We start from the raw sequence: 24,830 nt of genomic DNA, 5'->3' as shown, positions 1-24,830 counted from the left end.
CTATGGTGATCGTGTGCCGGGTGCGCCGCTCTCGCCGATGCTCGCCACCCCGGGCCCGCTGCCGCGCGGACCGGGGTGGAGTTACGAGTTCAAATGGGACGGTGTCCGTGTCCTTTCGTCCTTTTCCGGCGGCCCGCCGCGGCTCTGGGCGCGCTCCGGCGCGGCCGTGACGGCCGCCTATCCCGAGGTCGCCGCGCTGTCCCTGCCACCCGGTTCGCTGCTCGACGGCGAGATGGTGGTGCTGGACGCGGGTGGCCGTCCGTCGTTCACCGCCCTCGCCGAGCGGATGCACGTCCGGGACCCGGCCCGGGCGGCCAAGCTGGCGGTGACCCTCCCGGTCACCTACATGATCTTCGACCTGCTCCGGCTCGGCGGGGAGTCGCTGCTCTCTCTCCCGTACGCAGGACGGCGCGCCCGCCTCGAGGAGCTCGATCTGGGGACGGGGCACTGGATGGTGCCGCCGGCGTTCACCGATGGGCCGGCGACCGAGGCCGCCGCCCGCGAGAACCGCCTCGAGGGCGTCATGGCGAAGCGGCTGGACACGCCGTACGTGCCGGGTGCCCGGTCGGCGGACTGGATCAAGGTCAAGTTCGACCGCACCGGCGACTACGTCATCGGCGGGTGGCGGCCCGGCGTACGCAAGCTCGGCGGCCTGCTTGTCGGCCTGCCCGGCCCGGGCGGGCGGCTGCGGTTCCGGGGCCGGGTCGGCGGTGGGATCGGGGCGGCCGCCGAGCGGGACCTGCTGGCCGCGCTGGAGCCGCTGGTGGTCCGGGAGTCGCCGTTCGCGCCCGGCGCGGTGCCCCGGGAGGACGCCCGCGGCGCGCACTGGGTCAGCCCCGATCTCGTGGTCGAGGTCCGCTACGGCAACCGGACACCCGACCGCCGGCTGCGGTTCCCGCGTTTCCTGCGGCTGCGCCCGGACAAGTCTCCGGACGAGTGCGTGGAGGAGGACGACGATGGCGAGTGAACCGGGCCGGGGCGCCAAGGCGGGCACGCGGCTGCCCGTGCAGATCGAGGGGCGCGACCTTGAGCTGTCCAATCTCGACAAGCTGATGTACCCGGCGGCGGGCTTCACCAAGGGTGAGGTCGTCGACTACTACACCCGGGTGTCGCCGGTGCTGCTGCCGCACCTCAGAGGCCGGGCGCTGACCCGGATCCGCTACCCGAACGGCGTCGACGGCGCGCACTTCTTCGAGAAGAACGCGCCCGGCGGTACGCCGTCGTGGGTGCGGCTGGAGACGCTGCCGGTGCCGGGCTCCACCAAGTCCCGGGAGACCATCGACTTCGTGGTCGTCGACGAGCTGGCGACGCTCGTCTGGGTGGCGAATCTCGCGTCGCTCGAGCTGCACACACCACAGTGGCGGATCGGGGCTGACCCCGATCTCATGGTGGTCGACCTGGATCCGGGCGCGCCGAGCGGGCTCAAGGAGTGCTGCGGGGTCGCGATGCTCGTGCGCGACCGGCTGGCCGAGGACGGCGTCACCGCGTACCCGAAAACGTCCGGAAAGAAGGGGATGCAGCTGTGCTGTCCGATCTCCGGCGAGCAGGACGCCGAGGTCGTCTCCGGTTATGCCAAGAGGGTCGCCGAGGAGCTGGAGGCCATGGTTCCCGGCTCGATCACCGCCAAGATGGCGCGGGCGATCCGGCCGGGCAAGGTCTTCATCGACTGGAGTCAGAACGCCGCGGCGAAGACGACGGTGACGCCCTACTCGCTGCGGGCGCTGTCGTCGCCGTCCGCGTCGACGCCGCTCACCTGGGACGAGGTGGAGGCGTTCGCGACGGGCGAGGAGCCGGCCCGGCAGTTCGGTGCGGCCGAGGTGCTGGAGCGCGTCGCCGAGCACGGTGACCTGCTGGAGGGCCTGCTCACCCGGGGTGTGCGCCTGCCCTGACGCCGCCGCGGTTGAGCTACCTTGCGTCGCCAGGTACTGTGTGGCGCATGGCAGATGTCGCGCAGCTCTCGACCAGCCTGCGGCGCGGGACACTCGAGTTCTGTGTGCTGGCAATGGTCGAGCATGAGGATCGCTACGGCACGGAGATCGTCCGGCGCTTCGGCGAGGAGCGGAACCTCACCGCCTCCGAGGGCACGATCTATCCGCTGCTCTCCCGGTTGCGCCGGGTTGGTTGGCTGGACAGCAAGTGGAGCGAGTCGCCCGCCGGGCCGCCGCGCCGCTACTACGCGCTCACCGACACAGGCCGGTCCGCGCTCGAGCACTTCCGCACGGAGTGGGTTTCCTTTCGACAGACCGTCGACCGTCTCGTAGGGACCGGTGTGGCATGAGTATCAACAAGACCGACGACGCCGTCGCCGAGTACCTGCAAGAGCTGGAGTCGCGGCTCAGTGGCCTGCCGGTGTTGCAGCGCCGGGAGTTGCTCGCCGACCTCGAGGCGCACATCACCAGCGAGCGCATCGAGCGCGCGGTCGTCTCCGAGGGCGAGGTGCTGGAGATCCTCGAGCGCCTGGGCAGCCCGGAGGTCGTCGCGGCGGCCGCCTACGAGGAGGCCGGGCTGCTCCAGCCCGCCGGGGCCGCCGCCGGCCGGCGCCTGCCGCCGGTACCGCCGCCGCCGGACGAGCCGGTGTTCCGCGGCCCGGCCGCGCCGCCGCCGTACGCGGCGCCGCCGCCGTTCTCCGCGCCGCCGCCCTTCGTCGGGCCGCCGGTCTCCCCGCCGCCGTTCATCGGCCACTCGCCGACGAAGGGGCAGACCGGGACCGGGGCGCGGGTCGCCATCGCGGTGGCGATCGTCGCCGCGGTTTTCATCGCCCTGGGCTGCCTGGTCGGATCGCTCGCGCTGAGCCGGGGTGCGGAGGCGCCGGAACCCATGACGGGCATCGCGCCGGAGCCGGCAGTCACGGCGCCGCTCCACGACGAGGTGGACCTACCCGACTGACGACCCGTTCAGTCGATCTTGGGCAGGGGTGGGCCGAGCACGTCGTCCGCGTCGACGATCGTGTAGGCGTACCCCTGCTCGGCCAGGAAGCGCTGGCGGTGCGCCGCGTACTCGGTGTCGATGGTGTCGCGCGAGACCACCGTGTAGAAGTGCGCCTGCCGGCCGTCTGCCTTCGGGCGCAGCACCCGGCCCAGCCGCTGTGCCTCCTCCTGGCGTGAGCCGAACGTGCCCGACACCTGGATCGCCACGGCCGCCTCGGGCAGGTCGATGCTGAAGTTGCCGACCTTGGAGATCACCAGCGTGCGCAGCTCGCCCGAGCGGAACGCGTCGAAGAGCCGCTCGCGCTCCTTGTTCGTCGTCGAGCCCTGCAGGACCGGGGCGTCCAGAAACTCGCCCAGTTGGTGCAGCTGGTCGATGTAGGCGCCGATCACCAGCACCTGCTCGTCCGGGTGCTTCTCCACCAGGGCCCGGATCACCGGCAGCTTGGTGCGGGCGGTGGCCGCCACCCGATAGCGCTCCTCGGCCTCGGTCACGGCGTACGTCATGCGCTCGGCGTCCGTGAGGGTCACCCGGACCTCGATGCACTCGGCCGGGGCGATCCAGCCCTGCGCCTCGATGTCCTTCCACGGCGCGTCGTAGCGCTTCGGACCGATCAGCGAGAACACGTCGCCCTCGCGGCCGTCCTCGCGTACCAGGGTCGCGGTCAGGCCGAGCCGACGGCGGGCCTGCAGGTCCGCGGTGAACCGGAAGATCGGGGCCGGCAGCAAGTGCACCTCGTCGTAGATGACCAGGCCCCAGTCGCGCGCGCCGAACAGGTCGAGGTGGGTGAAGGCGCCGCCGCGCCGCGAGGTGAGCACCTGGTACGTCGCGATGGTGACCGGGCGGATCTCCTTGCGCTCGCCCGAGTACTCGCCGATCTCGTCCTCGGTCAGCGAGGTGCGGGCCACCAGCTCGCGCTTCCACTGCCGGCCGGCGACCGTGTTCGTCACCAGGATCAGGGTGGTGGCCGAGGCGACCGCCATCGCCGCCGCGCCGACGAGCGTCTTGCCGGCGCCGCAGGGCAGCACGACGACGCCGGAGCCGCCGGCCCAGAAGCCGTCGACGGCCTCCTGCTGGTAGGAGCGCAGCTTCCAGCCGTCCTCGGCCAGTGAGATCGCGTGCGCCTCGCCGTCCACGTAACCGGCCAGGTCCTCGGCCGGCCAGCCGAGCTTGAGCAGCGCCTGCTTGAGCCGGCCGCGCTCCGAGGCGTGCACCGTGATCGTCTCGTCGTCGATGCGGGCGCCGAGCATGCCGGCCAGCTTCTTGCTCTTGGCGACCTCGATCAACACGATCTTGTCGAGCCCGCGCAGGACCAGCCCGTGCGACGGGTCGTTGATCAACTGGAGCCGGCCGTAGCGGTCCATGGTCTCGGCGACGTCGACGAGCAGCGCGTGCGGCACCGGGTAGCGCGAGTATTTGATCAGGGAGTCGACCACGCTCTCGGCGTCGTGCCCCGCGGCACGCGCGTTCCAGAGGCCCAGCGGGGTCAGTCGGTAGGTGTGCACGTGCTCGGGGGAGCGCTCCAACTCCGCGAACGGTGCGATCGCCATCCGACAGGCCTTCGCGTCCGGATGTTCGACTTCCAGCAGCAGAGTCTTGTCGGATTGCACGATCAGAGGTCCGCCGGTCACCAGGTGCCCTTCGACGAGCGAGAGAAGACCCTCCAGTGTGACACGGCGCCCGACGTACTGAAGAAGGTTGATCCCGTATGCAACCCTTCGCTCAGGCTCAGCGTTGAAAGAGCGGTACCACGCGGACGGGAATGGATCGCGCGCGGCGGGTAACGGGGGCGCGCGGTCCCATCCTTCGCCGAAGCCGCTACTCCTCGACGACCGCGGCCGTGATCCGGTGCAGGGCGAAGGTATGCAGCGTTTCGGTCCGTTCGTCCTCGGCGCGAAGGTAGCCCGCGCTCAGCGACACCGGCCGGACCAGCCGGGACAGCGTCGCCCCGTGCGTGTCCACGTAGCCGACCCAGACCCGGACCTTGTCGCGTACGGCCTGCTGGAGCACCGCCATCGCCTGGGTGTGTGCCTGCACCGAGGTCAGCCCGGGAACGCTCTGACCGTTCGCCGCGCGGACCGTGACCGGGGTGCGGCGGGCCGCGCGGGTCGCGATGTCGCCGCGCCGGATCTGCTCGACCACCCCGGCCAGGCGGGGCCCCGCCAGCAGGGGCACGGCCTGGTCGGCCAGCCGGGCCGAGGCGGAGGTACGGGTCGGCGCGCGCCGGACCTTGGGCCGGGCCAGCACTGCCGAACCGGCGGCGTCCTCGGCCACCGGGGCGAAGCCGGCGTCCCGCAGCGCGCCGAGCAGCCGGACCAGTTGCAGCGGGCTGCACAGCACCGTCGGGGCGAGCCTGCGCAGCGCCAGGCTGCCCAGCCGCTTGTCGGCCAGCACCTCGGCGATCAGCGCCTCGTCGTCGCTGCGCACGTACGACCCGGCCGAACCGGCGCGCAGGCCGCCGTGCCGGCGTGCCGAGTCGTCGATCAGGTAGGTCATCGCCTGCGGCACCGGGGTGCGTGACCGGCGCTGGAAGAGCGCGTGCAGGTCGCCGGCGCTGTAGCCGACGTCGAGGGCCCGCCGCACGCTGGCCGCGGTCACCCGGTGCACGCTGGCCCCGCCCGCGGACTCGGGCTCGGCGACGACGTCCAGCTCCGCCGCCAGCTCCGGCTCGGGCGGGCCGGGCACGACCACGGAGAGGTCCGCCTGGACCAGCACGTGGTCGACCGGGGCGGGCAGCAGCGCGTCGAGGGCGCGTACCGCCTCGGAGACGCCGGGCACCCGCTCGCCGCCCGCTCCGGCGCCCAGCGGGTCCCGGTCGTCGGGCCGGGCCTCGGCCAGCAGCAGCCGACCGTACGAGGTGATCGCGCCCAGCCCGGTGACGCCCAGCGTCGCGGCGCCGGCCAGGGCGTCGCGGTGCACGGCCTCCCGGCCGCGGGCCCGGCGCGGCGCCTGCCAGGCGAGCATCTCGAGGACCTCGCCGGCCTTCGGCGCGGTGCCGTGTGCGAGGTCGGCGAGCACGGCGAGGACCTCGCGGCGTGCCTGCGGGGACCCGGCCCGCTCGGCGTCCGGCGCGAGCGTGTTGATCGGCCGGTCGCGGTCGTCGCGCTGGCCGATCAGGCCGGTCTGGCGGGTCATCGCGAGCCACGAGTTCGCCAGCGCCTCCCAGCGCCGGGCGATGCTCATGGCCCGCCACAGGTCGTAGGCCCCGGTGGGCAGGAAGATCTCGTCGACCGCGGCGGCGGCCCGGGCGCGGCCGGCGCCGGTCACGTCGGACTCGCCGAGCAGGCCGGCCGCGTAGGCCACCTCGATCAGCAGGGCGGCCGCGGGCTCGTCGAGATTCGCGGCGCGGGCCAGGCGCTTGAGGTCGCGCACGCCGAGGCCGCCGGTCTTGAGCACCGCGGCCGGCTCGCCCGACAGCGCCTCCAGCAGGGCCTCGACGTGCCGGACGGCCTCCATCGCCTGTCCCGTCCCGGCCGAGTCGACGGACTTGGGGTCGCGCGCCGGGCCCTCGGGTACCGGCGGCGCCGGCCGCAGCGGGCCCAGCGGACCCGAGTCGCGGCGCAGCAGCATCCCGATCTCGCGCGGAAGCTCCACCAGCTCACCGTCGGACCGCGGCGCCCGGCCGGCCTCCGAGACCGGTACCAGGATGTGGTTGTCGATCAGCCATTGCACCGGCTCGGCGATCGTGCCGCCCGAGCTCAGCGTCCCGACCGGCGGGCCGGCGGCGAGCCGGTCGAGCACCGCCCGGGCGCCCGGCGGCGCGGCCAGCACGGTCCGGCGCAGCTTCGCCCGGTCCGCGCACAGGGCGGCCGTCTGCGCATCGAGGTAGTCGGCCGGGCGGCCGAGGCCGGCGGGGTACGGCGAGCTCACCTCGTCGACGGCGCCGACGACCTGGAGCGCGTCCTCGGGGCCGTGCAGCAGGAACCGGGCGCGGAGGCGGCCGATCGCGGTACGGACGTCCTCCGGGTCCGCGGCGCCGGCGGTCAGCTCGAGCACCGCGGTGATCGAGGTCAGCGCGGTCTCGGCCGAGCGGCTCAGCCGGCCGGCATCGAGGACGGCGAGCGTGAACTCGTCAAGGGCATCGAGGCAGCGGGCGACCGAGCCGCGGGCCTGCGCACGCACGGCCAGCGCGGAAACGTCGGACGGCACGGGCACGACGAGGTCGGGGCGCAGCTGGATCAGCGCCCCCAGGGCGTCATCGGTGAGCGACCGGAGCTGGTCGGCGAATGCGGTGGCCATCGTTACCAACGCTAGCCGTCATGGGACCATGGTGCGGGGTCCGGGGCGTGGCCGGATCCATCAAAGATCTTGAGGGGAGATACCTGTGGCGCGTTCACACGAGAAGGCCCGGGGTGCGACGGCTCACAAGGGTGCGGTCACGGTGAAGGACGGCCACCTGGCCGTCTCCGAGATCATCTCCGACCGTGCGGCCGCCCCGTCGCCGTTCGGCGACGACCAGACCTTTCCGCTGCCGGTGGAGCGCCTGACGTACCAGCCGACCATCTCGCTGTGACCCCGGCGGTCGGTTTCGACCTGGACATGACCCTGATCGACTCCCGCCCGGGCATTCGCCAGGCCTACCGGGCGCTGACGGAGAAGACCGGGGTGTGGGTCGACGCGGACCTGGCGGTCACCCGACTTGGCCCGCCATTGCGTACGGAGCTGAGCGAGTGGTTCCCGCCCGACGAGGTCGAGGAGGCGGTCACCACCTACCGGGCGCTGTACCCGGACCACGCGATCGCGCCGGCCGCCCCGACACCCGGGGCGGTCGAGGCGCTGGCGGCGGTCCGCGAGTTGGGCATGCGGGTGGTGGTGGTGACCTCCAAGCTGGGCCGGCTGGCAACACTGCACCTCGAGCACCTCGGCATGGTCGCCGACGAGGTCGTTGGTGACCTTTTCGCGGAGGGCAAGGCAGCGGCGCTGACCGAGCACGGCGTCCGGTGGTACGTGGGCGACCACGTCGCCGACATGGTCGCGGCGTGCACGGCCGGCGTCCCGGGCATCGGGGTCACCACCGGACCGTGTGACGAGGACGAGCTGCGTAGGGCCGGCGCCTCGCACTTGATGTCCGACTTGACGGCATTTCCGGCGCTGTTGCGAAAGATTGCGGTTGGGTGTGGCACGGCCGCTGGATAACCTTGCCGTGAGCAATTGAGTCCAATGAGTGAAGTTGAGGTCAGCGGTGCCCACGGGTCGAGTGAAGTGGTACGACGCGGCGAAGGGTTTCGGGTTCGTCACCAGTGACGAGGGTGGGGACGTGTTCCTGCCCAAGGGCGCTCTGCCCACCGGGACCGCCGACCTGAAGGCCGGTCAGCGGCTGGAGTTCGGTGTGGTCGACAGCCGCAAGGGCGCGCAGGCGATGGGCGTGAAGGTCCTCGACGCCCCGCCGTCCATGGTCGAGCTGCGCCGGCGCCCAGCCGATGAGCTGCACGGCATGGTGGAAGACATGATCAAGGTGATCGAGGCGAAGATCCAGCCGGACCTGCGCCGCGGTCGCTACCCCGATAAGCGCACGGCACAGAAGATCGCGCAGCTGGTGCACGCGGTCGCCCGCGAGCTCGAGGTCTAGGCCGAGAGCGGCTTGATCGCAGGTGTGATTCCCGCCGCCGCCGCGCGTCCGAGCAGGGCGTCGGCGGCGGCGTATCCTTCCGCGCCGAGCTCGAGGGTGAACTCGTTGACGTAGAGCCCGATGTGCCGATCGACCACGTCGGGCTCCATCTCCTGGGCGTTGGCCAGCACGAAGTCGCGGCTCGCGGCGGGATTGGCCCACGCCATGCTCACCGACTTGCGGATCCACTCGGCCGCCTCGGCCGGGTCGACCGCGCCCTTGCGGGCCAGGATCGCGCCCAGCGGGATCGGCAGGCCGGTGTCGCCCTCCCACCACTCGCCGAGGTCGACGAGCGCGGCCAGGCCGTAACGCGGGTAGGTGAAGCGGGCCTCGTGGATGACCAGGCCGGCGTCGTAACGGCCGTCGGCGACCCCCGGCATGATCTGGTGGAACGGCACGACCTCGATGCGGGCCGGCGGATTCTTTGCCGACCAGAGGCGGAACAGCAGGTAGGCCGTGGTGCGGTCGCCGGGAACGGCGACGGTCGCGCCGGTCAGGTCGCCGCCCGCCACCCGGCCGTCGCCGCGGGCCAGCACCAGCGGGCCGCAGCCGCGGCCCAGCGCGCCGCCGCAGGGCAGCAGGTCGTAGTCGTCGAGGAGCCAGGGCAGGGCGGCATAGCTGACCTTGACCAGGTCGAACTCGCCGCCAACGGCCGCGGTGTTCGTCACGTCGACGTCCGCGAACGTCAGCCGCACCGGCTCGGCGCCGGGGACGAGACCGTGCACGAGGGCGTGGAAGACGAAGGTGTCGTTGGGGCAGGGCGAAACCGCCAGAGAAAGCGCCACGCCCTCACGGTAACGACGCTAGCGCCGCGACACCCGCAACGAACCGTGTCTGCATCGCCACACCTGGCCCGGCCCACAGTGGTCGTCCACAGAGTTATCCACAGGCAGCCCGGGCCGCCGCGGTGAGCGCGGCGAACGCCTCGCCCAGGCGCCAGGCGGCCCGGTCGCGCGGTCCGATCGGGTTGGAGATGGTGCGCAGCTCGGCGAAGGGGACCGCGGCGGTCTGCGCGGCGCTGGCCACGCCGTAGCCCTCCATCGCCTCGGCGACGGCCGCCGGGTGCCGGGCCTGGAGGGCCGCCGCGGTGCCGGCCGTTCCGGTGACCGTGGCGAGCGTGAGGATGTCGCCGGCGATCGCGTCGGGGAGTGCCCGCGACAGGGCCTCGAACAGGTCCGGGTCGGCGTGCAGGACGCTGGTGCCGAAGCCGAGCTCGGCCACACCGATGAAGCCGTCCGGGGACTCCGCGCCCAGGTCGGCGGCGATCGTGCGGGCGGCCAGGACGGTCGCGCCGACCGGCGCGCGGCCCGGGAAACCGCCGGCTATGCCGGCGCTGACGACGCCCCGGTACGGACGCCCGGCGGCCTCGGCGAGCGCCAGGAGCCGTGCCGTGCCGGCGGCGGCCGCGGCCGGGCCGACGCCGACGGCCGCCACCTCGACGGCGGCCGGGTCGACGCCGGCGCGCACGGCATCGGCCTCGGCGGCGACGGCGGTGACGATCAGCAGGCGGGAGTGCGCCGGCGTCACGGGTTGGCCTCGTCGCGGCCGGAGCCGTTGGCCGCCGACGAAGGCCGGTAGATGTGGAATCCCGGCGGGGCCGGGTCGTCCGCAGGGGACGCGGGTTCCGCGGCGGGTGCCGGTTCGGGCGCCGCCGGCGGTGCCGCCGTCCGCCTGCCCGCGCCGGACCGGGAGAAGAGACGGCGCTTCGGCGTCGTGGCCTCGGCCTCGGCGGCGGGCTCGGGCGGTGCTGTCGACCTCGGCCGCGGCGCCCGGGGAGCTTGGGTCGCGCCGGCCGGCGCCGGAGACGTCGGGACCGCCTCGGCGCCGGACTCCGGTCCGTCGTCGGGTGCGGGTTCGTCGATTGTCGCGTCCGGACGGCCGTGCAGGCGTTCGGCGTGCAGGCGGCCCGCCACGAGCGTGCCGCGCACCGCCGCGGCCACCGCGAAGGCGGCGGCGATCGAGACGCCCAGGCGGCCGTCGAGCGGGATGATGCCGACCGCGCCGCCGACCACCCAGGCGAGCATCAGGACGGTCTCGGAGTGCGCGAACGCGCTGGCCCGTAGGCGTTCCGGCACCCGCTCCTGGATGCTGGCGTCGATCGCGAGCTTCGAGATGCCGCTGAAGATCGCGGTCACCAGCGACAGCAGCGCCACCATCGGCAGGGTGAAGAAGATCGCGGCAAGGACGGCGACGCCGGCGGTGATGGTCAGCCCGCTGGACTGCAGCGCCAGCGGGCGGTGGATGCGCAGCCGGGTGCCGACCGCGGTCGCCAGGAACGTGCCGACCGCCAGCGCGCCGCCGATCAGCGCCACCGCGCCCTGGCCGCCGACGTCGCGGCCGAAGAACGTGGTGTCGAGCGAGCCCGCCTTGACCGCGAACGCGAAGTAGAGCAGCAGGAAGCCGTACAGGCAGCGGAAGCTGGCGCTGCCGACCAGCGTGGCGATCACCAGCCGGCCGGAGAGCGGGCGGTCGTTGCCGCGGCGCAGGCGCAGCATCGTGCGGAACGGCCGGGGCACCGCCTCCGGCGGGTCGGAGTCGGCCCGGGGCGGCAGCCGTAGCGAGATCACCATGCCGACCAGGAAGATCAACGACGCGACCCGCAACGGCCACTGCGAACCGAACCAGAACGCGGCCAGCCCGATCGGCGCGACGACTGCGCCCGCGAACGTGCCGTAGACGCTGGCGCGGGCGCCGACCTGGGACAGTCCGACGCCCTCGGGCAGCAGCCGGGGCACCGCCGCCGAGCGGGCAACGCCGTACGCCCGGGAGAGCGCAAGGACGCCGAACGCCGCCGGGTAGAGGCCCCAGCCCAGCAGGTTGTCCGCGATCACGTACGCGAGGAAGGCCCGGCCAAGCATTGTCGCCGCGAGCGCGTACCGCCGGCCGTGGCGGAAGTGGTCGAGCAGCGGCCCTGCCACGGGTGCGAGCAGGGCGAACGGCACCATGGTGATCAACAGGTAGAGCGCGACTTTGCTCCGCGCCTCGCCGAGCGGCACGTCGAAGAAGATCGTGCCGGCCAGGCCGATCGCGAGGAGCGTGTCGCCGGCGCAGGAGAGCGCATGCAGGTCGAAGAGCCGGACCATGCCGATCTCGTTGGCCGCGCCGCGGGCCCGGGCGTCGCCGACCCGGCGGGTCGCCCAGGCGCTGCCGCGCAGGGAACCTCGCACGAGCACCCGGAGCGCCTTGACGCCGGTGCCAACGGCACGTCCGACGGTAGGAAGCAGCGGCATCGCCCCATCCTGTCTCATCGAGGCGACTTCCGTCCCCTCCCGGGGCGGAGATCTGGGGGAGTCGCTGCGCCGCCCGTACACGCGTGAGGGACAATGGCGGCGTGACGACCAGGACCGCAGCGCGTGCCGCCCGACTCGACCAGGTCTGTGCCGATGCCGTCGGGATCGCGCGAGGCGCCATCACCGAAGTGGAGCCCGCCGACATCGGCGAGCACCTCGAGGCCGTGGCCGAGGGCGACCGGGTCGTGACCCACTTCTTCGAGAGCCACCTCGCCGGCTACAAGGGCTGGCGCTGGGCGGTCACGGTGACCCGGGTGCCGCGCTCCCGGCACGTCACCATCTGCGAGACGGTGCTGCTGCCCGGGCCGGACGCGCTGCTCGCGCCCGGCTGGCTGCCGTGGAACGAGCGGGTCCAGCCCGGCGACCTCGGCGTTGGCGACCTCATGGCGACCGCCCCGGACGACGAACGGCTGGCGCCCGGCTACGTGCTCAGCGACGACTCCGCCGTTGAGGACGTCTCCTGGGAGCTCGGCCTCGGCCGGCCCCGGGTGCTGTCCCGCGAGGGCCGGTCCGAGACCGCACAGCGCTGGTACGACGGCGATGCGGGCCCCGAGGCGCCGATCTCGACGGCCGCGCCGCGCAACGCCCGCTGCGGCACCTGCGGCTTCTACCTGCCGCTGGCCGGCTCGATGCGCACCATGTTCGGCGTCTGCGGCAACCTCTACGCCCCCGACGACGCCAAGGCCGTCAGCGCCGACCACGGCTGTGGCGCGCACTCCGAGGCGCTCGTCGGCGCGACGGAGCAGCCGGTCGAGGAGCTTCCGACGATCTACGACGACAGCGAGGTCGAGGCGGTGGCGGTCAGCCGCGCGCACGGCTCGGTCGAGGCCGGCGAGCCCGCGGAGCCCTACGGTCACTCCTAGCGCCGGCTAGGCGTTCTGGTTCACCTTGAACTCGGGGTGGGTCAGCGCGCGGCGGCGGCGCCGGTTGGCGTCGTGCCGCAGCATCGTGAGCAGGCCCGGTATCCCGCACAGCAGGCCGGCCAGGCAGGTCCAGAGCCAGCTCTCCGGCGCGTCAAGCAGCAGCAGGATCACCCCGGCGACGGCGAAGCCGGCGAGGCCGGCGAGGGCGAACGGCACCATCGGCGGATCGAGCGGCTCGGGCCGCGGCTTCGTGCCCGCCACCGCGTCGAGACCATGCTGGTGCCACTCGTGCTGGGCGGGGGACTTCTCGGCCACGAGCATCAGACTACGTCTGTGGAGATCGTCAGTGTGAGCTCGTGACGGTTGTAACAGTTCTGATCTTTTGCCGAGGTCAGTGTTCTGCTTTGATGCGCCCATCGACCCCCGTTGGTCCTGTGGAAGGGCGCGAATGTCCACTGCTGCTGCCGCCGATGCGAGCGCTGACTCGTCCGGGCGTACCCCCAAGAACGCTTTTGATCGATTCTTTGAGATCTCGGCCCGCGGCTCGACCGTCGGCCGAGAGGTACGGGGTGGCCTCGCCACCTTCTTCACGATGGCCTACATCGTGGTGCTCAACCCGCTGATCCTGGGTGCCGGGGTCGACGCGGTCGGCGGCAAGCTGCCCATCGCGGCGCTGGCGGCCGGCACGGCGCTGGTGGCCGGCGTGATGACGATCCTGATGGGCGTCGTCGCCCGGTTCCCGCTGGCGCTGGCGGCCGGGCTGGGCGTGAACGCGCTGGTGGCGTACGAGATCGCGCCCGAGATGACCTGGGCCGATGCGATGGGCCTCGTGGTCATCGAGGGCGTCATCATCGGCGTCCTGGTGCTGACCGGGCTGCGCGCCGCGGTCTTCCGGTCCGTGCCGACGCAGCTGAAGACGGCGATCGGTGTCGGCATCGGCCTGTTCCTGATGATCATCGGTCTGGTCGACGCGGGCTTCGTGCGGCGTATCCCGGACGCCGCCGGCACCACCGTGCCGGTCGAGCTGGGCATCGGCGGCAAGCTGACCGGCTGGCCCGCGCTGGTCTTCGTGGTCGGCCTGCTGCTGACGCTGGTGCTGTTCGTGCGCAAGGTCAAGGGCGCGATCCTGATCGGCATCCTGGCCACCACCGTGCTGGCGATCATCGTGGAGGCGATCGCGAAGGTCGGCCCGTCGTTCGTCGACGGCAAGCCGAACCCGAGCGGCTGGTCGCTGAACGTGCCGGCGCTGCCGGACAAGATCGTGGACAAGCCGGACCTGTCGCTGCTGGGCCACTTCAACGTGTTCGACTCGTGGGGCCGGGCCGGCGTGCTCGTCGTCATCATGTTCATCTTCACGCTGCTGATCACCGACTTCTTCGACACGATGGGCACGATGGTCGCCGTCGGTCAGGAGGGTGGCCTGCTGGACGAGGAGGGCATGCCGCCGCGCACCCGGGAGATCCTGCTTGTCGACTCGATCGCCGCGGCCGCCGGCGGCGCGGCCAGCGTGTCGAGCAACACGTCGTACATCGAGAGCGCCTCCGGTGTCGCCGAGGGCGCGCGTACCGGCGCGGCCAACCTGGTCACCGGCGTGCTCTTCCTGCTCGCGATGTTCCTGGCGCCGCTGGTCGTGATCGTGCCGTTCGAGGCGGCGTCGGTGGCGCTGGTGGTGGTCGGCTTCCTGATGATGACGGCGGTCCGGCAGATCGACTGGACCGACTACGAGATCGCGATCCCGGCGTTCCTGGCGATCACGTTCATGCCGTTCACCTACTCGATCTCCAACGGCATCGGCGCGGGCGTCATCTCGTACGTGGTGATCAAGCTCGCCCTCGGCAAGGCGCGCGAGGTGCACCCGCTGCTGTACGGCGTCGCCGTGCTCTTCGTCCTGTACTTCCTCCGTGGTCCCCTGGAGTCCCTTATCTGACGTTGTGCAAGCGTGGTCGCCGGGTGCGTTACCGTGCCCGGTGACTACGGTCATAGGCGTAGACGATGTCGTTAGCCAAGCTCATTAGCTAGGCTAAGTAACGTGATGGAGCGGTCGGTGGCGGAGCGGGTAACAGCCGAGCAACTGGCCATTTCGCTGCGCGAATCGATCACCCGGCTCAATCGGCGGCTTCGGCAGGCCCGTGCGGTCGGCGATCTCACGTTCAGCCAGCTCTCCGCGCTGACCAGCCTCCAACTGGCCGGCGCGATGACACCCCGGGAGTTGGCCGACGTCGAACGGGTCCAGCCGCCGACGATGACCAAGATCGTTGGAAAGCTGGAGGATCTCGGACTGGTCGCGCGTACGCCCCACCCGACCGATCGTCGCCAGGTCATCCTGGCCGCGACCGAGCAGGGCCGGGTCGTCTACGCCCAGTTCGAGAAGGCGCGCAACGAGTGGCTCGCGCTGCAACTGGCCGAGCTCACCCCGGACGAACGCGACACCCTAGAGCGGGCCGCGCAGATCCTGCGGCAGGTCGCCCGCAACTGAGCGTCCCCGCCCCAGGTCGTTCCGTCACATGCTGATGACGCGTATGACCAGGAGGAGGCGCAACCCGAGTGCGGGCAGTGCTGAGTACGACATTCCGGTCCTTGCAGGTCCGTAACTACCGGCTGTTCGCCACCGGTCAGCTGGTGAAGCTCGTCGGTGTATGGATGATGTTCACCGCGCAGGACTGGCTCGTGCTCGACCTCTCCGGCAACTCGCCGGGGGCGCTGGGCCTCGTCACCGCGCTGCAGTTCCTCCCGGTCCTGCTGCTGACGCTGTGGAGCGGCAAGCTGGCCGACCGCTTCGACAAGCGCAAGCTGCTGGTGATGGCGAACACCACCTTCGCGGTCACCGCGATCCTCTTCGCCATCCTGGTGGCCAGCGGCGTCGTGGAGCTCTGGCACGTGTTCCTCTTCGCCTCGCTGCTCGGCGTGGCGAACGCCGTCGAGACACCGGTCCGGCAGTCGTTCGTCTCGGAACTGGTCGAGCTGCCGCTGCTGCCGAACGCGCTCGCCCTCTCCGCGGCGACGTTCAACACGGCGCGGATCGGCGGCCCGGCGCTGGCCGGTGTGGCGCTGGCGCTGTTCCAGACCGGTCCGGTGTTCCTGATCGCCACCGTGCTCTCGATCGCGCCGATCTTCAGCTACCTCAGCATGCGGCCGCTCGACCTGCACCGCTCCATGGCCCGGCCGTCCGCTGGCGACACCCGGATCGTCGACGGCCTGAAGTACGTCTGGAAGCGGCACGACCTGCTGCTGCCCCTCACACTGATGGCCGCGATCGGCATGATCGGCTTCAACTTCCCGGTCACCCTCGCCGCGCTGGCGAAGATCAACTTCCATGCCGGCCCGTCGTCCTTCGGGCTGCTCACCACGGCCCTGGCGGCGGGCGCGCTGTGCGGCGCGCTGGCGGGCAGCGGCCGCAGGAGCCGGCCCAGCGTGTACGTGGTCCTTGGCGCGACGCTGGCGTTCGGCGTCTTCGAGGTGGCGGTCGGCTTCGCGCCGAACTTCATCGTGGCGATGATCCTGCTGGTGCCGACGGGCTTCTTCTCGATCTACCTCGCGCAGGCGGCGAACCACCGGGTCCAGATGGGCGTGCACTCCGGGTACCGGGGCCGGGTGATGGCCCTGTACGTCCTGGTCTTCCTCGGCACGACGCCGATCGGGGCGTCGCTGGCGGGCTGGTGGGGCGAGCACTTCGGTGTGCCGTCGAGCATCTGGGCGGCCGGGATGTTCTGCCTGGTGGCCGGCGTGGCGGCGGTGGTGTGGCAGCTGCGCAGCAGCGGCGACCGGCTGTCGCTGCGAGGCGGCTCCCGGCCACGCCTGACCCTGGTCCGGACCGCGCAGGACGAGCCGGTCGTCGAGCCGGCGCTGCCGGCCCCGGTGGAGCCGGCGCGCACCATCGCCGCCTGAACCTCCGGCCGCGGCTCGCGGGCCACCGGGTCGTCATCACCTGCCACACCTGGGCCGGCGTCCACCGCGAAATGGGGATGCTGTATCGATCATCGCCGAGGTAATCTGCCGCCGTGCAAAACCAAGATCCGCAAGGGACAGAGCCGCCCGCCGACGCCCGGCAACTGGCGGCGCCGGCTCCGCAGCTCCTCCCTGTCGGGCAGCCGCCTGTTGGGCAGCCGCCTGTTGGGCAGCCGCCGTATGGCCAGGCGCCGTATGGCCAGGCGCCGTATGGGCAGGCGCCGTATGGGCAGCCGTCCTATGGGCAGCCGCCGTATGGGCAGTCGGATTGGGCCGCGGCGCAGAGCCTCGCCGCTCCGGTGTCGGTGAGGACCAACGGTTTTGCCATAGCGTCGCTGGTCCTCGGCAGCCTGGGTGGCGTCCTGCTGAGCGTGATCTTCGGCCTGATCGCGCTGCGTCAGATCGACCAGCGCGACGAGAAGGGGCGCGGGCTGGCCATCGCCGGGCTCGCCCTTTCGGGATTCTGGGTGCTGGTCGTCGTCGCCGTTTTCCTCTTCGTCCCGTCGGGCTTCGAACCGGAGCAGGACCCTCGGCCGGAACGGGCGCACAGCAAGGTTCTGGCCCCGGGCGATTGCCTCAACGCCGCCCTCGACGATGTGCTGCCGTGCACCGAGCCGCACGCCGGCGAGGTGTTCACCGTTTTCACCCTCCCGGCCGGCCCGTACCCCGGTGATGCCGAGGTTGAGGCCGAGGCCGAGAAGCGCTGCGTCCGGTCGTTCGAGCCTTACGTGGAGGCGGCGTCCGAAGACATGGAATTGCGCTATCTGGGGCCGTCGTCGCAGTCCTGGTGGCTCAGCCGGACGGTCACCTGCATCGCCGCCGACCCGTCAGGCACCCTGACCGGCTCCCTGGTCAAGTAGCCGGTCGCCGGGCCGTAGAGCCCTCGCGAACCCGTCTGGCCTCGCACCGGTCAGCGGGTGACTTCGCAGCTCGCGGTGTGTGTCATCGCCTCGGCGGTCGCCGCGGCCGGGTCGCCGGCGCGGATGGCCTCCAGGAGCCGGGCGTGGTCCATGCGGTTCTCGGGGCGCAGCTCGGCGCCGACGTGCTCGCGCAGCGAGTCGCGGATGACCTGGCCCAGGTCCGCGTAGAGCTCGACCAGGACCCCGTTGTGCGAGGCCGCGACGACCGCGAGGTGGAAGGCCGAGTCGGCGTCGACGAACGCGTCGCGGTCGCCGGACGTCCAGGCCCGCTCCCGCCGGGCCAGCAGCCGGTCGAGCAACTGGAGGTCCTCGTCGGTGCGGCGGCGGGCCGCGAAGCCGGACGCGGCGGCCTCCAGCGTGCCGCGCAGCTCGGTGACGTGCCCCGGGTCCGCCGTGGCGAAGCGGCGCTGCATGACCCCGGCCAGCTCGCTTGTCGCGACCACCCAGGTGCCCGAGCCCTGGCGGATGTCCAGCAGGCCGTTGTGCGCGAGCGCCCGGACCGCCTCCCGGACCGTGTTGCGGGCGACCCCCAGCTGGGTGACCAGCTCGGGCTCCGTGGGGATCCGGGAGCCGACCGGCCACGCCCCCGAGGTGATCTGTTGGCGCAAGCGGGCGATCACCTGGTCGGAGAGAGATGCGCCACGCGGGACTCGGGCCAAATTCATCCCATGATTCTATGATGGGGCCATGACGATGACCAGTAGCGACTCGCGCACCGGCGGACGGATCCGGATCCTCGCCGTTGTCGGCCTGGTGCTGGCCGCGTTCAACCTGCGGCCGGCCGTCACCAGCCTCGGGCCGGTGCTGGAGGAGGTTCGCGAGGGCCTCGGCATGAGCGCCGCCGTGGCCGGGCTGCTCACGTCCGTTCCGGCGGTGTGCTTCGCGCTCGTCGGCTTCGCGGCGCCGCGGCTCGCCCGGCGCTGGGGCACCGGCGGCGCGATCGCCCTCGGGACGGTGGCGCTGGTGGTGGGCCTCGCCGTGCGGCCGTTCGCCGGGGGCACGGCCTCGTTCATCGCGCTGACCGCGCTGGCGCTCGCCGGCATCGCCTTGGCGAACGTCCTGCTCCCGGTCGTGGTGAAGCAGCGCTTCCCGGACCGGGTCGGCATGATGACCGGGCTGTACTCGGTGGCGCTCAACCTCGGCGCCTCAACGGCGGCGGCGGTGACGGTGCCGTTGACCGGTGCCTTCGGCGGCGACTGGCGGCTCGGGATCGGGGTGTGGGCGCTGGTCGCGGCCGTCGCCCTGCCCGCCTGGGCGCTGCTGGCCCGCGAGCGCGGCCCGTCGGAGGCCGCCGCCGGCCGGGCCTCGACCACGGGCGCCGGGGAACCCGGAACGCGGCTGACCCGGAGTCCGATCGCCTGGGCGCTGGCCGTCTACTTCGGGCTGCAGTCGACCGCCGCGTACGTGATCATGGGCTGGCTGCCGCAGGTCTTCCGCGACGCCGGGCTCCCGGCGGACACCGCTGGCCTGCTCTTCTCCGTGACCGCCCTGCTCGGCGTGCCGCTCTCCTTCGTGCTCTCCGCGACCGCCGGGCGCCTGCGCAGCCAGAGCTGGGTCGCCGTCGTGATCGGACTCTTCGGATTCGCCGGCTACGCCGGGCTCTGGGCCGATCCCGCCGCCGCGCCCTGGCTGTTCGCGGTGCTGCTCGGCGTCGCCAACTGCTCGTTCCCCCTGGTGCTGACCATGATCGCGCTGCGCGGCCGCAACGCTGCCACGGTGGTCCGCCTCTCGGCCTTCGCGCAGAGCACCGGATACCTGATCGCCATACCCGGGCCGATCCTGGTCGGCGCCCTCTACGAGCACGACGGCGGCTGGGAGACTCCGCTCGCCCTCATGGCGCTGCTGATGGTGCCGCAGATGATCGCCGGATTCCTCGCCGGACGGGACCGCCAGATCGGCTGACCACAGATGGCGAAATCTCGGGCAGCCCGTCTCCTCCGAACGGCCCTCTCCGTTCGCCGGGAAGAGGCCTTAGCGTCAAGTGGTGGCAATTACGCACATAGTCGGGCTGGTTGCGGCATTGCTGGCTTTGCTGTGTCTTCCGTGTGCCGTGGCGATCGTCGTCTGTGCGGACGAACTGGTCGCCCGTCGCACGTGGACCCGGCACGGCCGGCAGGAGGTCCGTGCCCTGCGCAGCCTCGAGCGTGAGCTGGCCGCCGTCGACCCGGAGACCCGGCCGCCGGACCGCGAGCAGGGCATCGACGAGCTGGTCGCCGAGCTGCGGCGGCTCGACCGGCAGCGGTGCAGCGCACCCACCACCGACTCGTCGGCCTGGCTGGCCGCCGTCATGCGCGCCTACGACGACCGGCTAGCGCAGGCCAGCCGGTGCCTGGGCCTGGAGGAGTACCTCGACCAGCTCGAGGGGATGGATCGCGACATCGAGCGCGTCCGCGTCGAGGGCCTGCTGCACGCGGCCGGCCTGCGGCTACGGGCCGGCTGACCGCCACCGGGCCGGCGAACGGCCCTCCACGGTGGATGCGAAATCCCGCGCCCACCTCTAAAGTTCCCGCGTGCGACTCTTTGTGGCGGTCTTCCCGCCGGACGATGTGCGCAAGGATCTACATCGGCGACTGACCGAGCCGGCGGACGACGGCGGCCGTCAGTCCGATGTGACGAATGGTTACGGCGGGCCGTTCGGGGCGCCGAACGACGACCCGTCGCTGTCGCCCGGCCTGCCGCGCCGGCACAAGGGCGGGGTGCGGCTGACCGCCGTCGACAAGTGGCACGTGACCCTTGCCTTCCTCGGCGAGGTCCCCGCCGAACGGCTTCCCGACGTCGAGCGCGCCCTCGACGCGGTCACCGTGCCGAGGGGCGTCGAGCTTCGGCTGCGCGGCGGCGGTCAGTTCGGCCGGGACAGGTCGACGGTGCTGTGGGCCGCCGTCGACGGGGACCTGGGCCCGCTGCACGCCGAGGTGCACGAGAAGCTGGAGGCCGCCGGCCTGCCGCACGATGATCGCGACTTCACGCCGCACCTCACGGTCGCCTACACGCAGGACGCCGCGGTCCGCCGGGCGCTCGGCGGCTACCGCGGCCCGTCCTGGACGCTGCACGAGATAGCCCTCGTCCGCAGCGATCCGAACGAGGGCTACACGCAGCTGAGGACCTGGTAGCTACGAGCTTTCGCGGGCCGCGGGGCCGCCGCCGAACAGGACGTCGTCCCAGCTCGGGAGGCGCTTGCGCGGCTTCGCCGTCTCCTCGGACTCCGACTGGTCGCCGCCGGTCGCCTGGCCGACCGTGCGCCGCGGCCGCAGCACCGCCAGGCTCGGCACCGCCGGAACCTCTTTCGGCAGATCGGCGTCGTCGTCGAAGGCGGAACCCGGGCCGCCGCTGAGCAGCGCGGCCGCGCCACCGGCCACCGGCCGCCGTGGCTCGTGTGCCGCCGGCTCCAGGCCCCGGCCCGAACCCTGGCCGAGCGGGCGGTCCAGCGATGCCAGCAGCGCGTCCCGGCCGGCCCGGATCGGGTCGCGGGTCGGCCGCGGCGAGTCCGCCGACGGCAGGGCCCGGCCGCCCCGGCCGGACTCGATGCGCGACGGGCCCGGCAGGCCGTGGCCGCCGCGCTCGTGCGGGGTGCGCTCGGGGACCGGCTCCTGGCCGAGGATCTGCGTCGGGCGCTCGGCGCACAGGTACTGCGCCATGTCGTCGTGTGGCGACACGACCTGGCGGCCCTTGTCGAGGTCCCACATCGCCTGGGCGGTCGCCTTGCCGGACGGCCAGGTGGCGACGATGCGCCAGGTGCCGTCCTCGCGGCGGAACGCGTCCCAGGAGATCTTCTCTGTGTCTATGCCGTGCTGGGCGAGCCGGCTGTCGACGACCTCGGACAGCGGTGCGCCCGAGTCGGAGGTCTTGAGGCGGGTGCGGCGCGCGTGCTGGGCCAGCATGGCCCGCTCTTGCAGCACCGGGCCCGCATAGCGCAGCACGCGGTCGACCGGGACGCCGGCGACGCGGGCGACGTCCTCGGCGGACTCGCCGGAGCGGATCCTCGCCTGGATGTCGCGCGGGGACAGCGACGCCATCACCTCGGCATTGGCCACCGCGACGGCCGTGCCGATCACGTGGGGCGTGCCGTCGGTGTGCAGCGCGCCACTGATCCGGTCGTCGATCGGGAGCGCCAGGAGCCGGCCGACCTCGTCGGCGAGCACCAGGGCCTGACCGTCCTCGGAGAGGGCCACGAAGCGTACCGGCCGCATGCGTTGCCTCCGTCCCGTCGCTGGCCTGTGCTCCCGAGAGTCAGCCACCCGGGCGCGTTTCGGAACACGGTACGCGCCTCGGTCACCCGATGGTGGTAAGCCACGCCGTCAAAGTCATTGACCTGCGAAGATGATCTTCGCCCTATGTTTATGGCGTTGCACGCCGGGCACCGCCGCCTTAGAAAGGCGGCATGACCGTCGAGCTGCGCCCGATCACCGGCGAGAACTTCCAGGCCGTCATCAAGCTGGAGGTGCTGCCCGAGCAGAGCGGCTTCGTCGCGCCCAACGTGCGGGGCATCGCCGAGACCTACATCTATCCGGACGCCGAGCCGCGCGCCGTCTACGACGACGACGAGCCGGTCGGCTTCGTGCTCTTCCACCCGGTCGACAAGGACCGGCCCGCCGAGGGTCACTGCATCGTGCGCCTGATGATCGGCCACCAGTTCCAGGGCCGGGGGCTCGGCCGCCGGGCGCTCGAGGCCGCCGTCGAGTGGATCGTGCGGGAACGCCGGGTCGGCCGGGTCCGGCTCAGCGTGGTGCCGTCCAACTCGACGGCCCGCGGCCTGTACCGGTCCGCGGGCTTCGTCGAGACGGGCGAACTGGACCACGACGAGATAGTCATGGTCCGGGAGATCTAGCCATTCACCGCCCGGCGCGCGGCGTACTCGGTGGTGCGGTGGGACGGGTACTGGATCAGGTTGTCCGGCTCCTCGTCCACCGTGCTGGCCCAGCGCCGGCCGACCTCCACCGGCTCGTCGTCGTAGGCCGAGCGCGAGCGGAACTGGCGGCCGTAGTCCATCATGCCGTCGATGAGCCGGTCCACGTCGCGCGCGGGCCGCACGACCAGGCGCATGAACTGGCTGGTCATGCCGAGCTTGTTGCCGCACTCGCGGGTGTAGACGCCGTGGTTGGCGACCAGGTAGTCGCGCAGGGCTACGCCGGACCACTCGGTCGGCAGCTTGACCAGGATGAAGTTGCCCTGCGACGGGAAGATGGTCAGGCCGGGGATGCGGCCCAGCTCGCCGGCCATGGTGCGGCGGTCCCGGCTGAGCAGGCGCAGGCTGTCCTCGTACTCCTCGTCGTGCTCCTGGATCATGTAGACGACCTTCTCGGCGAGCGAGTTGAGGTTCCACTTCGGCAGCGCCTTGGCGATCCTGCCGGCGATCGCCGGGTTGGCCATCAGGTAGCCGAAGCGGATCCCGTGCAGGCCGAAGTTCTTGCCCAGGCTCTTGAGGACGACCGCGTTCGGCCGGATCACCGCGTCGGGGCCGACGGACGGGTACTGCTCCGCGTCGGAGAAGTCGATGAACGACTCGTCGATGACCACCAGGTCGAGGTCGCCCAGCGCGTCCATGAAGCGGATGACGTCCCGGCGGGCCAGGTAGCCGCCGTCCGGGTTGTTGACGTTGCAGACGACGGCGACCCGGGAGCCGCGGTCGCGGATGAACCGGACGTAGTCGTCCAGGTTGAGCCGGAAGCCGTCGCGCTCCTGGAGCGGGAACATGTCGACCCGCTTGCCGGTCTCCAGCGGCTGGTCGGTCCACCGGCCGAACGTCGGGATCGGGATCGCCAGGCTTTCCTTGATCATGAGGTGGTCGATCCAGGTGATCAGCTCGGTCGACCCGTTCGCCATCGCCACGGTCTGTGGGTGCAGGCCCAGCACGCTGGCCAGCTTGTTGGTGATGCTGGCGGAGTCGCTCGGGTAGTACTTCAGGATGTTCTTGAGGTCGCGCGAGAGCTCGTCGAACATCTCCGGGGTCGGGAAGTACGGGTTGCACGGGATGCAGAAGTCGACGATCTCCGCGCCGTCGGCCGAGGCTCGAGAGAGATCGAAGTAAGAGGCACTGTGTGCCCCCTTGTGCAGGATCGAGGTGTCGATACCCGTCCGCGCCATCGTGCCTCCCGAGACCTACGACAATGCCGCCCGCTTGTACGGGCGGCATCGCAGGATCGTTCAGAACTTATGGATGACGTAATCAATGCACTGGGTCAGCGCCTCGACGTCGGCCGGGTCCACGGTGGGGTAGAGCGCGACCCGCAGTTGGTTGCGGCCCAGCTTGCGGTAGGGCTCGGTGTCCACGATGCCGTTGGCACGGAGCACCTTGGCGAGCGCCGCCGCGTCGACGCTGTCGGCGAAGTCGATCGTCGCCACCGCGTTCGAGCGCAGTGCCGGGTCGGTCACGAACGGTGAGGCCACCGCCGAGCGGTCCGCCCAGCCGTAGATCGCCTCGGCGCTCTCCCGGCTGCGCTTGGCCGCCCAGCCCAGGCCGCCCTGCGCGTTCATCCAGTCGACCTGCTCGGCCGCCAGGAAGACCGTCGCCAGGGCCGGGGTGTTGTAGGTCTGCTCCAGGCGGGACTGCTCGATCGCCGTGACGAGGTCCAGGAACTGCGGGATGTAGCGGCCGGTGGCCTTGATCTCGTGGGCACGCTCGATGGCGGACGGCGACATCAGCGCGATCCACAGGCCGCCGTCGGAGCCGAACGCCTTCTGCGGCGCGAGGTAGTAGACGTCGGTCTCGGCCAGATCGACCTCGAGGCTGCCGCCGCCCGAGGTCGCGTCGGTCAGCAGCAGCGCGCCCGGGTCCGCGCCCGCGACCCGCCGCACCGGCACCGCGACGCCGGTCGAGGTCTCGTTGTGCACGCTCGCGTACGCGTCCACGCCCGGCTCGGCGGTCAGGTAGGCCGCGCTGCCGCCGGGCGCCTGGTGGACGGTCGGCTCGGCCAGGAACGGCGCGTCCCGGACCGCCTTGACGAACTTGGCGCCGAACTCGCCGAACTCGGCGAACTGGGCCTTGTCGCGGATCAGCCCGAAGGCCGCCGTCTCCCAGAACGCGCTGGTGCCGCCGTTCGAGATGATCACCTCGTAGCCGTCCGGCGCCGAGAAGAACTCGGCGATGCCGGACCGCAGCCGGGCCACCTGGTCCTTGACCGTCTTCTGCCGGTGCGAGGTGCCCATCAGGGTCCGCGACACCCGGGACAGCGCGTCGACGCCCTCCGGGCGGACCTTGCTCGGACCGGAGCCGAACCTCCCGTCGACGGGCTTGAGTTCGTCGGGAATCCGGATCGGGTCAGCCACGGGGGGTCCTTCCAAC

26 protein-coding genes are annotated in these 24,830 nt (G+C 72.0%); 16 read left to right on the top strand and 10 right to left on the bottom strand.

The window, feature by feature from the left end:
* Positions 1 to 13: 13 nt before the first annotated feature.
* Genes ligD (BJ971_RS37240) through BJ971_RS37225 form a run of 4 tightly spaced genes read left to right on the top strand, consistent with a single transcriptional unit; the run spans position 14 to position 2,886 of the window.
* Entirely contained in the window at positions 14 to 967 is a 954-nt protein-coding gene (gene ligD, locus BJ971_RS37240) for a non-homologous end-joining DNA ligase (RefSeq protein ID WP_184997991.1), read from the top strand.
* The gene (gene ligD / locus BJ971_RS37235; RefSeq protein ID WP_184997990.1) at positions 957 to 1,889 is read left to right on the top strand and encodes a non-homologous end-joining DNA ligase; all 933 of its coding nucleotides are present in this window, start codon (positions 957 to 959) and stop codon (positions 1,887 to 1,889) included. The genes ligD (BJ971_RS37240) and ligD (BJ971_RS37235) overlap by 11 nt, the downstream gene beginning before the upstream one ends.
* 47 nt (positions 1,890 to 1,936) lie before the next feature.
* Positions 1,937 to 2,278: a PadR family transcriptional regulator gene (locus BJ971_RS37230; RefSeq protein WP_184997989.1), complete on the top strand. Its 342-nt coding sequence runs from the start codon at positions 1,937 to 1,939 to the stop codon at positions 2,276 to 2,278.
* Positions 2,275 to 2,886 carry an HAAS signaling domain-containing protein gene (locus BJ971_RS37225; RefSeq protein ID WP_184997988.1) on the top strand — a complete coding sequence of 204 codons (612 nt, stop codon included), beginning with the start codon at positions 2,275 to 2,277 and terminating at the stop codon, positions 2,884 to 2,886. Before BJ971_RS37230 ends, BJ971_RS37225 begins: the two co-directional genes overlap by 4 nt.
* A gap of 8 nt (positions 2,887 to 2,894) precedes the next feature.
* Here BJ971_RS37225 and BJ971_RS37220 read toward each other — a convergent pair whose 3' ends face one another.
* A complete protein-coding gene (locus BJ971_RS37220; protein WP_184997987.1) occupies positions 2,895 to 4,556 on the bottom strand; it encodes a DNA repair helicase XPB in 1,662 nt (553 codons plus the stop codon).
* Between the two features lie 187 nt (positions 4,557 to 4,743).
* On the bottom strand, positions 4,744 to 7,164 hold the full coding sequence (locus BJ971_RS37215) for a helicase-associated domain-containing protein (RefSeq protein ID WP_184997986.1): 2,421 nt from the start codon (positions 7,162 to 7,164) through the stop codon (positions 4,744 to 4,746).
* Positions 7,165 to 7,249: 85 nt separating this feature from the next.
* On the opposite strand from BJ971_RS37215, the gene BJ971_RS37210 reads away from it, so the two are divergent.
* From BJ971_RS37210 to BJ971_RS37200, 3 genes are read left to right on the top strand one after another with little or no spacing between them, the layout of a single operon-like run.
* Complete coding sequence (locus BJ971_RS37210; RefSeq protein WP_184997985.1) at positions 7,250 to 7,438, top strand: hypothetical protein; 189 nt, start codon at positions 7,250 to 7,252, stop codon at positions 7,436 to 7,438.
* Positions 7,435 to 8,061: an HAD family hydrolase gene (locus BJ971_RS37205; RefSeq protein WP_203709663.1), complete on the top strand. Its 627-nt coding sequence runs from the start codon at positions 7,435 to 7,437 to the stop codon at positions 8,059 to 8,061. Before BJ971_RS37210 ends, BJ971_RS37205 begins: the two co-directional genes overlap by 4 nt.
* A gap of 46 nt (positions 8,062 to 8,107) precedes the next feature.
* Positions 8,108 to 8,494, top strand: coding sequence for a cold-shock protein (locus tag BJ971_RS37200; RefSeq protein ID WP_184997984.1), 387 nt, complete (start codon positions 8,108 to 8,110; stop codon positions 8,492 to 8,494).
* Here BJ971_RS37200 and BJ971_RS37195 read toward each other — a convergent pair.
* The 3 genes from BJ971_RS37195 to BJ971_RS37185 all read right to left on the bottom strand — a co-directional run bounded on the left by BJ971_RS37195 (position 8,491) and on the right by BJ971_RS37185 (position 11,763).
* On the bottom strand, positions 8,491 to 9,318 hold the full coding sequence (locus BJ971_RS37195) for a 1,4-dihydroxy-6-naphtoate synthase (protein ID WP_184997983.1): 828 nt from the start codon (positions 9,316 to 9,318) through the stop codon (positions 8,491 to 8,493). The genes BJ971_RS37200 and BJ971_RS37195 overlap by 4 nt on opposite strands.
* A 94-nt stretch (positions 9,319 to 9,412) precedes the next feature.
* Positions 9,413 to 10,060, bottom strand: coding sequence for a futalosine hydrolase (locus BJ971_RS37190; RefSeq protein WP_184997982.1), 648 nt, complete (start codon positions 10,058 to 10,060; stop codon positions 9,413 to 9,415).
* Complete coding sequence (locus tag BJ971_RS37185) at positions 10,057 to 11,763, bottom strand: MFS transporter (RefSeq protein WP_184997981.1); 1,707 nt, start codon at positions 11,761 to 11,763, stop codon at positions 10,057 to 10,059. The genes BJ971_RS37190 and BJ971_RS37185 overlap by 4 nt, the downstream gene beginning before the upstream one ends.
* Positions 11,764 to 11,846: 83 nt before the next feature.
* Here BJ971_RS37185 and BJ971_RS37180 point away from each other — a divergent pair, with 83 nt between their 5' ends.
* The gene (locus BJ971_RS37180) at positions 11,847 to 12,686 is read left to right on the top strand and encodes a DUF3027 domain-containing protein (protein ID WP_377885240.1); all 840 of its coding nucleotides are present in this window, start codon (positions 11,847 to 11,849) and stop codon (positions 12,684 to 12,686) included.
* Between the two features lie 6 nt (positions 12,687 to 12,692).
* Here BJ971_RS37180 and BJ971_RS37175 read toward each other — a convergent pair whose 3' ends face one another.
* The gene (locus tag BJ971_RS37175; RefSeq protein ID WP_239087809.1) at positions 12,693 to 12,905 is read right to left on the bottom strand and encodes a DUF2530 domain-containing protein; all 213 of its coding nucleotides are present in this window, start codon (positions 12,903 to 12,905) and stop codon (positions 12,693 to 12,695) included.
* A 229-nt stretch (positions 12,906 to 13,134) separates the two neighbouring features.
* Here BJ971_RS37175 and BJ971_RS37170 point away from each other — a divergent pair, with 229 nt between their 5' ends.
* From BJ971_RS37170 to BJ971_RS37155, 4 genes are all read left to right on the top strand, one after another.
* Entirely contained in the window at positions 13,135 to 14,613 is a 1,479-nt protein-coding gene (locus BJ971_RS37170) for an NCS2 family permease (protein ID WP_184997978.1), read from the top strand.
* 105 nt (positions 14,614 to 14,718) lie between these two features.
* Positions 14,719 to 15,162 carry a MarR family winged helix-turn-helix transcriptional regulator gene (locus BJ971_RS37165; protein ID WP_221479920.1) on the top strand — a complete coding sequence of 148 codons (444 nt, stop codon included), beginning with the start codon at positions 14,719 to 14,721 and terminating at the stop codon, positions 15,160 to 15,162.
* 68 nt (positions 15,163 to 15,230) lie between these two features.
* Positions 15,231 to 16,571 (top strand): MFS transporter, encoded by a 1,341-nt coding sequence (locus tag BJ971_RS37160; RefSeq protein WP_184997976.1) that lies wholly within the window; start codon positions 15,231 to 15,233, stop codon positions 16,569 to 16,571.
* Positions 16,572 to 16,684: 113 nt separating this feature from the next.
* Entirely contained in the window at positions 16,685 to 17,491 is an 807-nt protein-coding gene (locus tag BJ971_RS37155) for a DUF4190 domain-containing protein (RefSeq protein ID WP_184997975.1), read from the top strand.
* Positions 17,492 to 17,541: 50 nt separating this feature from the next.
* Here the strand turns inward: BJ971_RS37155 and BJ971_RS37150 are convergent, their stop codons facing one another.
* Positions 17,542 to 18,216 carry a FadR/GntR family transcriptional regulator gene (locus tag BJ971_RS37150; protein ID WP_184997974.1) on the bottom strand — a complete coding sequence of 225 codons (675 nt, stop codon included), beginning with the start codon at positions 18,214 to 18,216 and terminating at the stop codon, positions 17,542 to 17,544.
* Positions 18,217 to 18,238: 22 nt separating this feature from the next.
* On the opposite strand from BJ971_RS37150, the gene BJ971_RS37145 reads away from it, so the two are divergent.
* The 3 genes from BJ971_RS37145 to thpR all read left to right on the top strand — a co-directional run bounded on the left by BJ971_RS37145 (position 18,239) and on the right by thpR (position 20,661).
* Entirely contained in the window at positions 18,239 to 19,453 is a 1,215-nt protein-coding gene (locus BJ971_RS37145) for a CynX/NimT family MFS transporter (RefSeq protein ID WP_184997973.1), read from the top strand.
* Positions 19,454 to 19,601: 148 nt separating this feature from the next.
* A complete protein-coding gene (locus tag BJ971_RS37140) occupies positions 19,602 to 19,991 on the top strand; it encodes a hypothetical protein (RefSeq protein WP_239087806.1) in 390 nt (129 codons plus the stop codon).
* A gap of 70 nt (positions 19,992 to 20,061) precedes the next feature.
* Positions 20,062 to 20,661 carry an RNA 2',3'-cyclic phosphodiesterase gene (thpR, locus tag BJ971_RS37135; protein ID WP_184997971.1) on the top strand — a complete coding sequence of 200 codons (600 nt, stop codon included), beginning with the start codon at positions 20,062 to 20,064 and terminating at the stop codon, positions 20,659 to 20,661.
* On the opposite strand, the gene sepH is transcribed toward thpR, so the two are convergent.
* On the bottom strand, positions 20,662 to 21,738 hold the full coding sequence (gene sepH / locus BJ971_RS37130) for a septation protein SepH (protein ID WP_184997970.1): 1,077 nt from the start codon (positions 21,736 to 21,738) through the stop codon (positions 20,662 to 20,664).
* A 191-nt stretch (positions 21,739 to 21,929) separates the two neighbouring features.
* Between sepH and BJ971_RS37125 the strand changes: the two genes are divergently transcribed.
* On the top strand, positions 21,930 to 22,376 hold the full coding sequence (locus BJ971_RS37125; RefSeq protein ID WP_184997969.1) for a GNAT family N-acetyltransferase: 447 nt from the start codon (positions 21,930 to 21,932) through the stop codon (positions 22,374 to 22,376).
* Here the strand turns inward: BJ971_RS37125 and BJ971_RS37120 are convergent.
* Together BJ971_RS37120 and serC are read right to left on the bottom strand one after the other, a co-directional pair.
* Positions 22,373 to 23,632: a pyridoxal phosphate-dependent aminotransferase gene (locus tag BJ971_RS37120; protein WP_184997968.1), complete on the bottom strand. Its 1,260-nt coding sequence runs from the start codon at positions 23,630 to 23,632 to the stop codon at positions 22,373 to 22,375. The two genes, BJ971_RS37125 and BJ971_RS37120, sit on opposite strands and share 4 nt — an antisense overlap.
* Before the next feature lie 60 nt (positions 23,633 to 23,692).
* Positions 23,693 to 24,814 (bottom strand): phosphoserine transaminase, encoded by a 1,122-nt coding sequence (gene serC, locus BJ971_RS37115; protein ID WP_184997967.1) that lies wholly within the window; start codon positions 24,812 to 24,814, stop codon positions 23,693 to 23,695.
* Positions 24,815 to 24,830: the final 16 nt, after the last annotated feature.

Origin of the sequence: Amorphoplanes digitatis, from assembly GCF_014205335.1 — a bacterium.
GTDB lineage: Bacteria > Actinomycetota > Actinomycetes > Mycobacteriales > Micromonosporaceae > Actinoplanes > Actinoplanes digitatus.
Note: the sequence above shows the minus strand (reverse complement) of the source record. Positions and strands in the feature narration are given on the sequence as shown.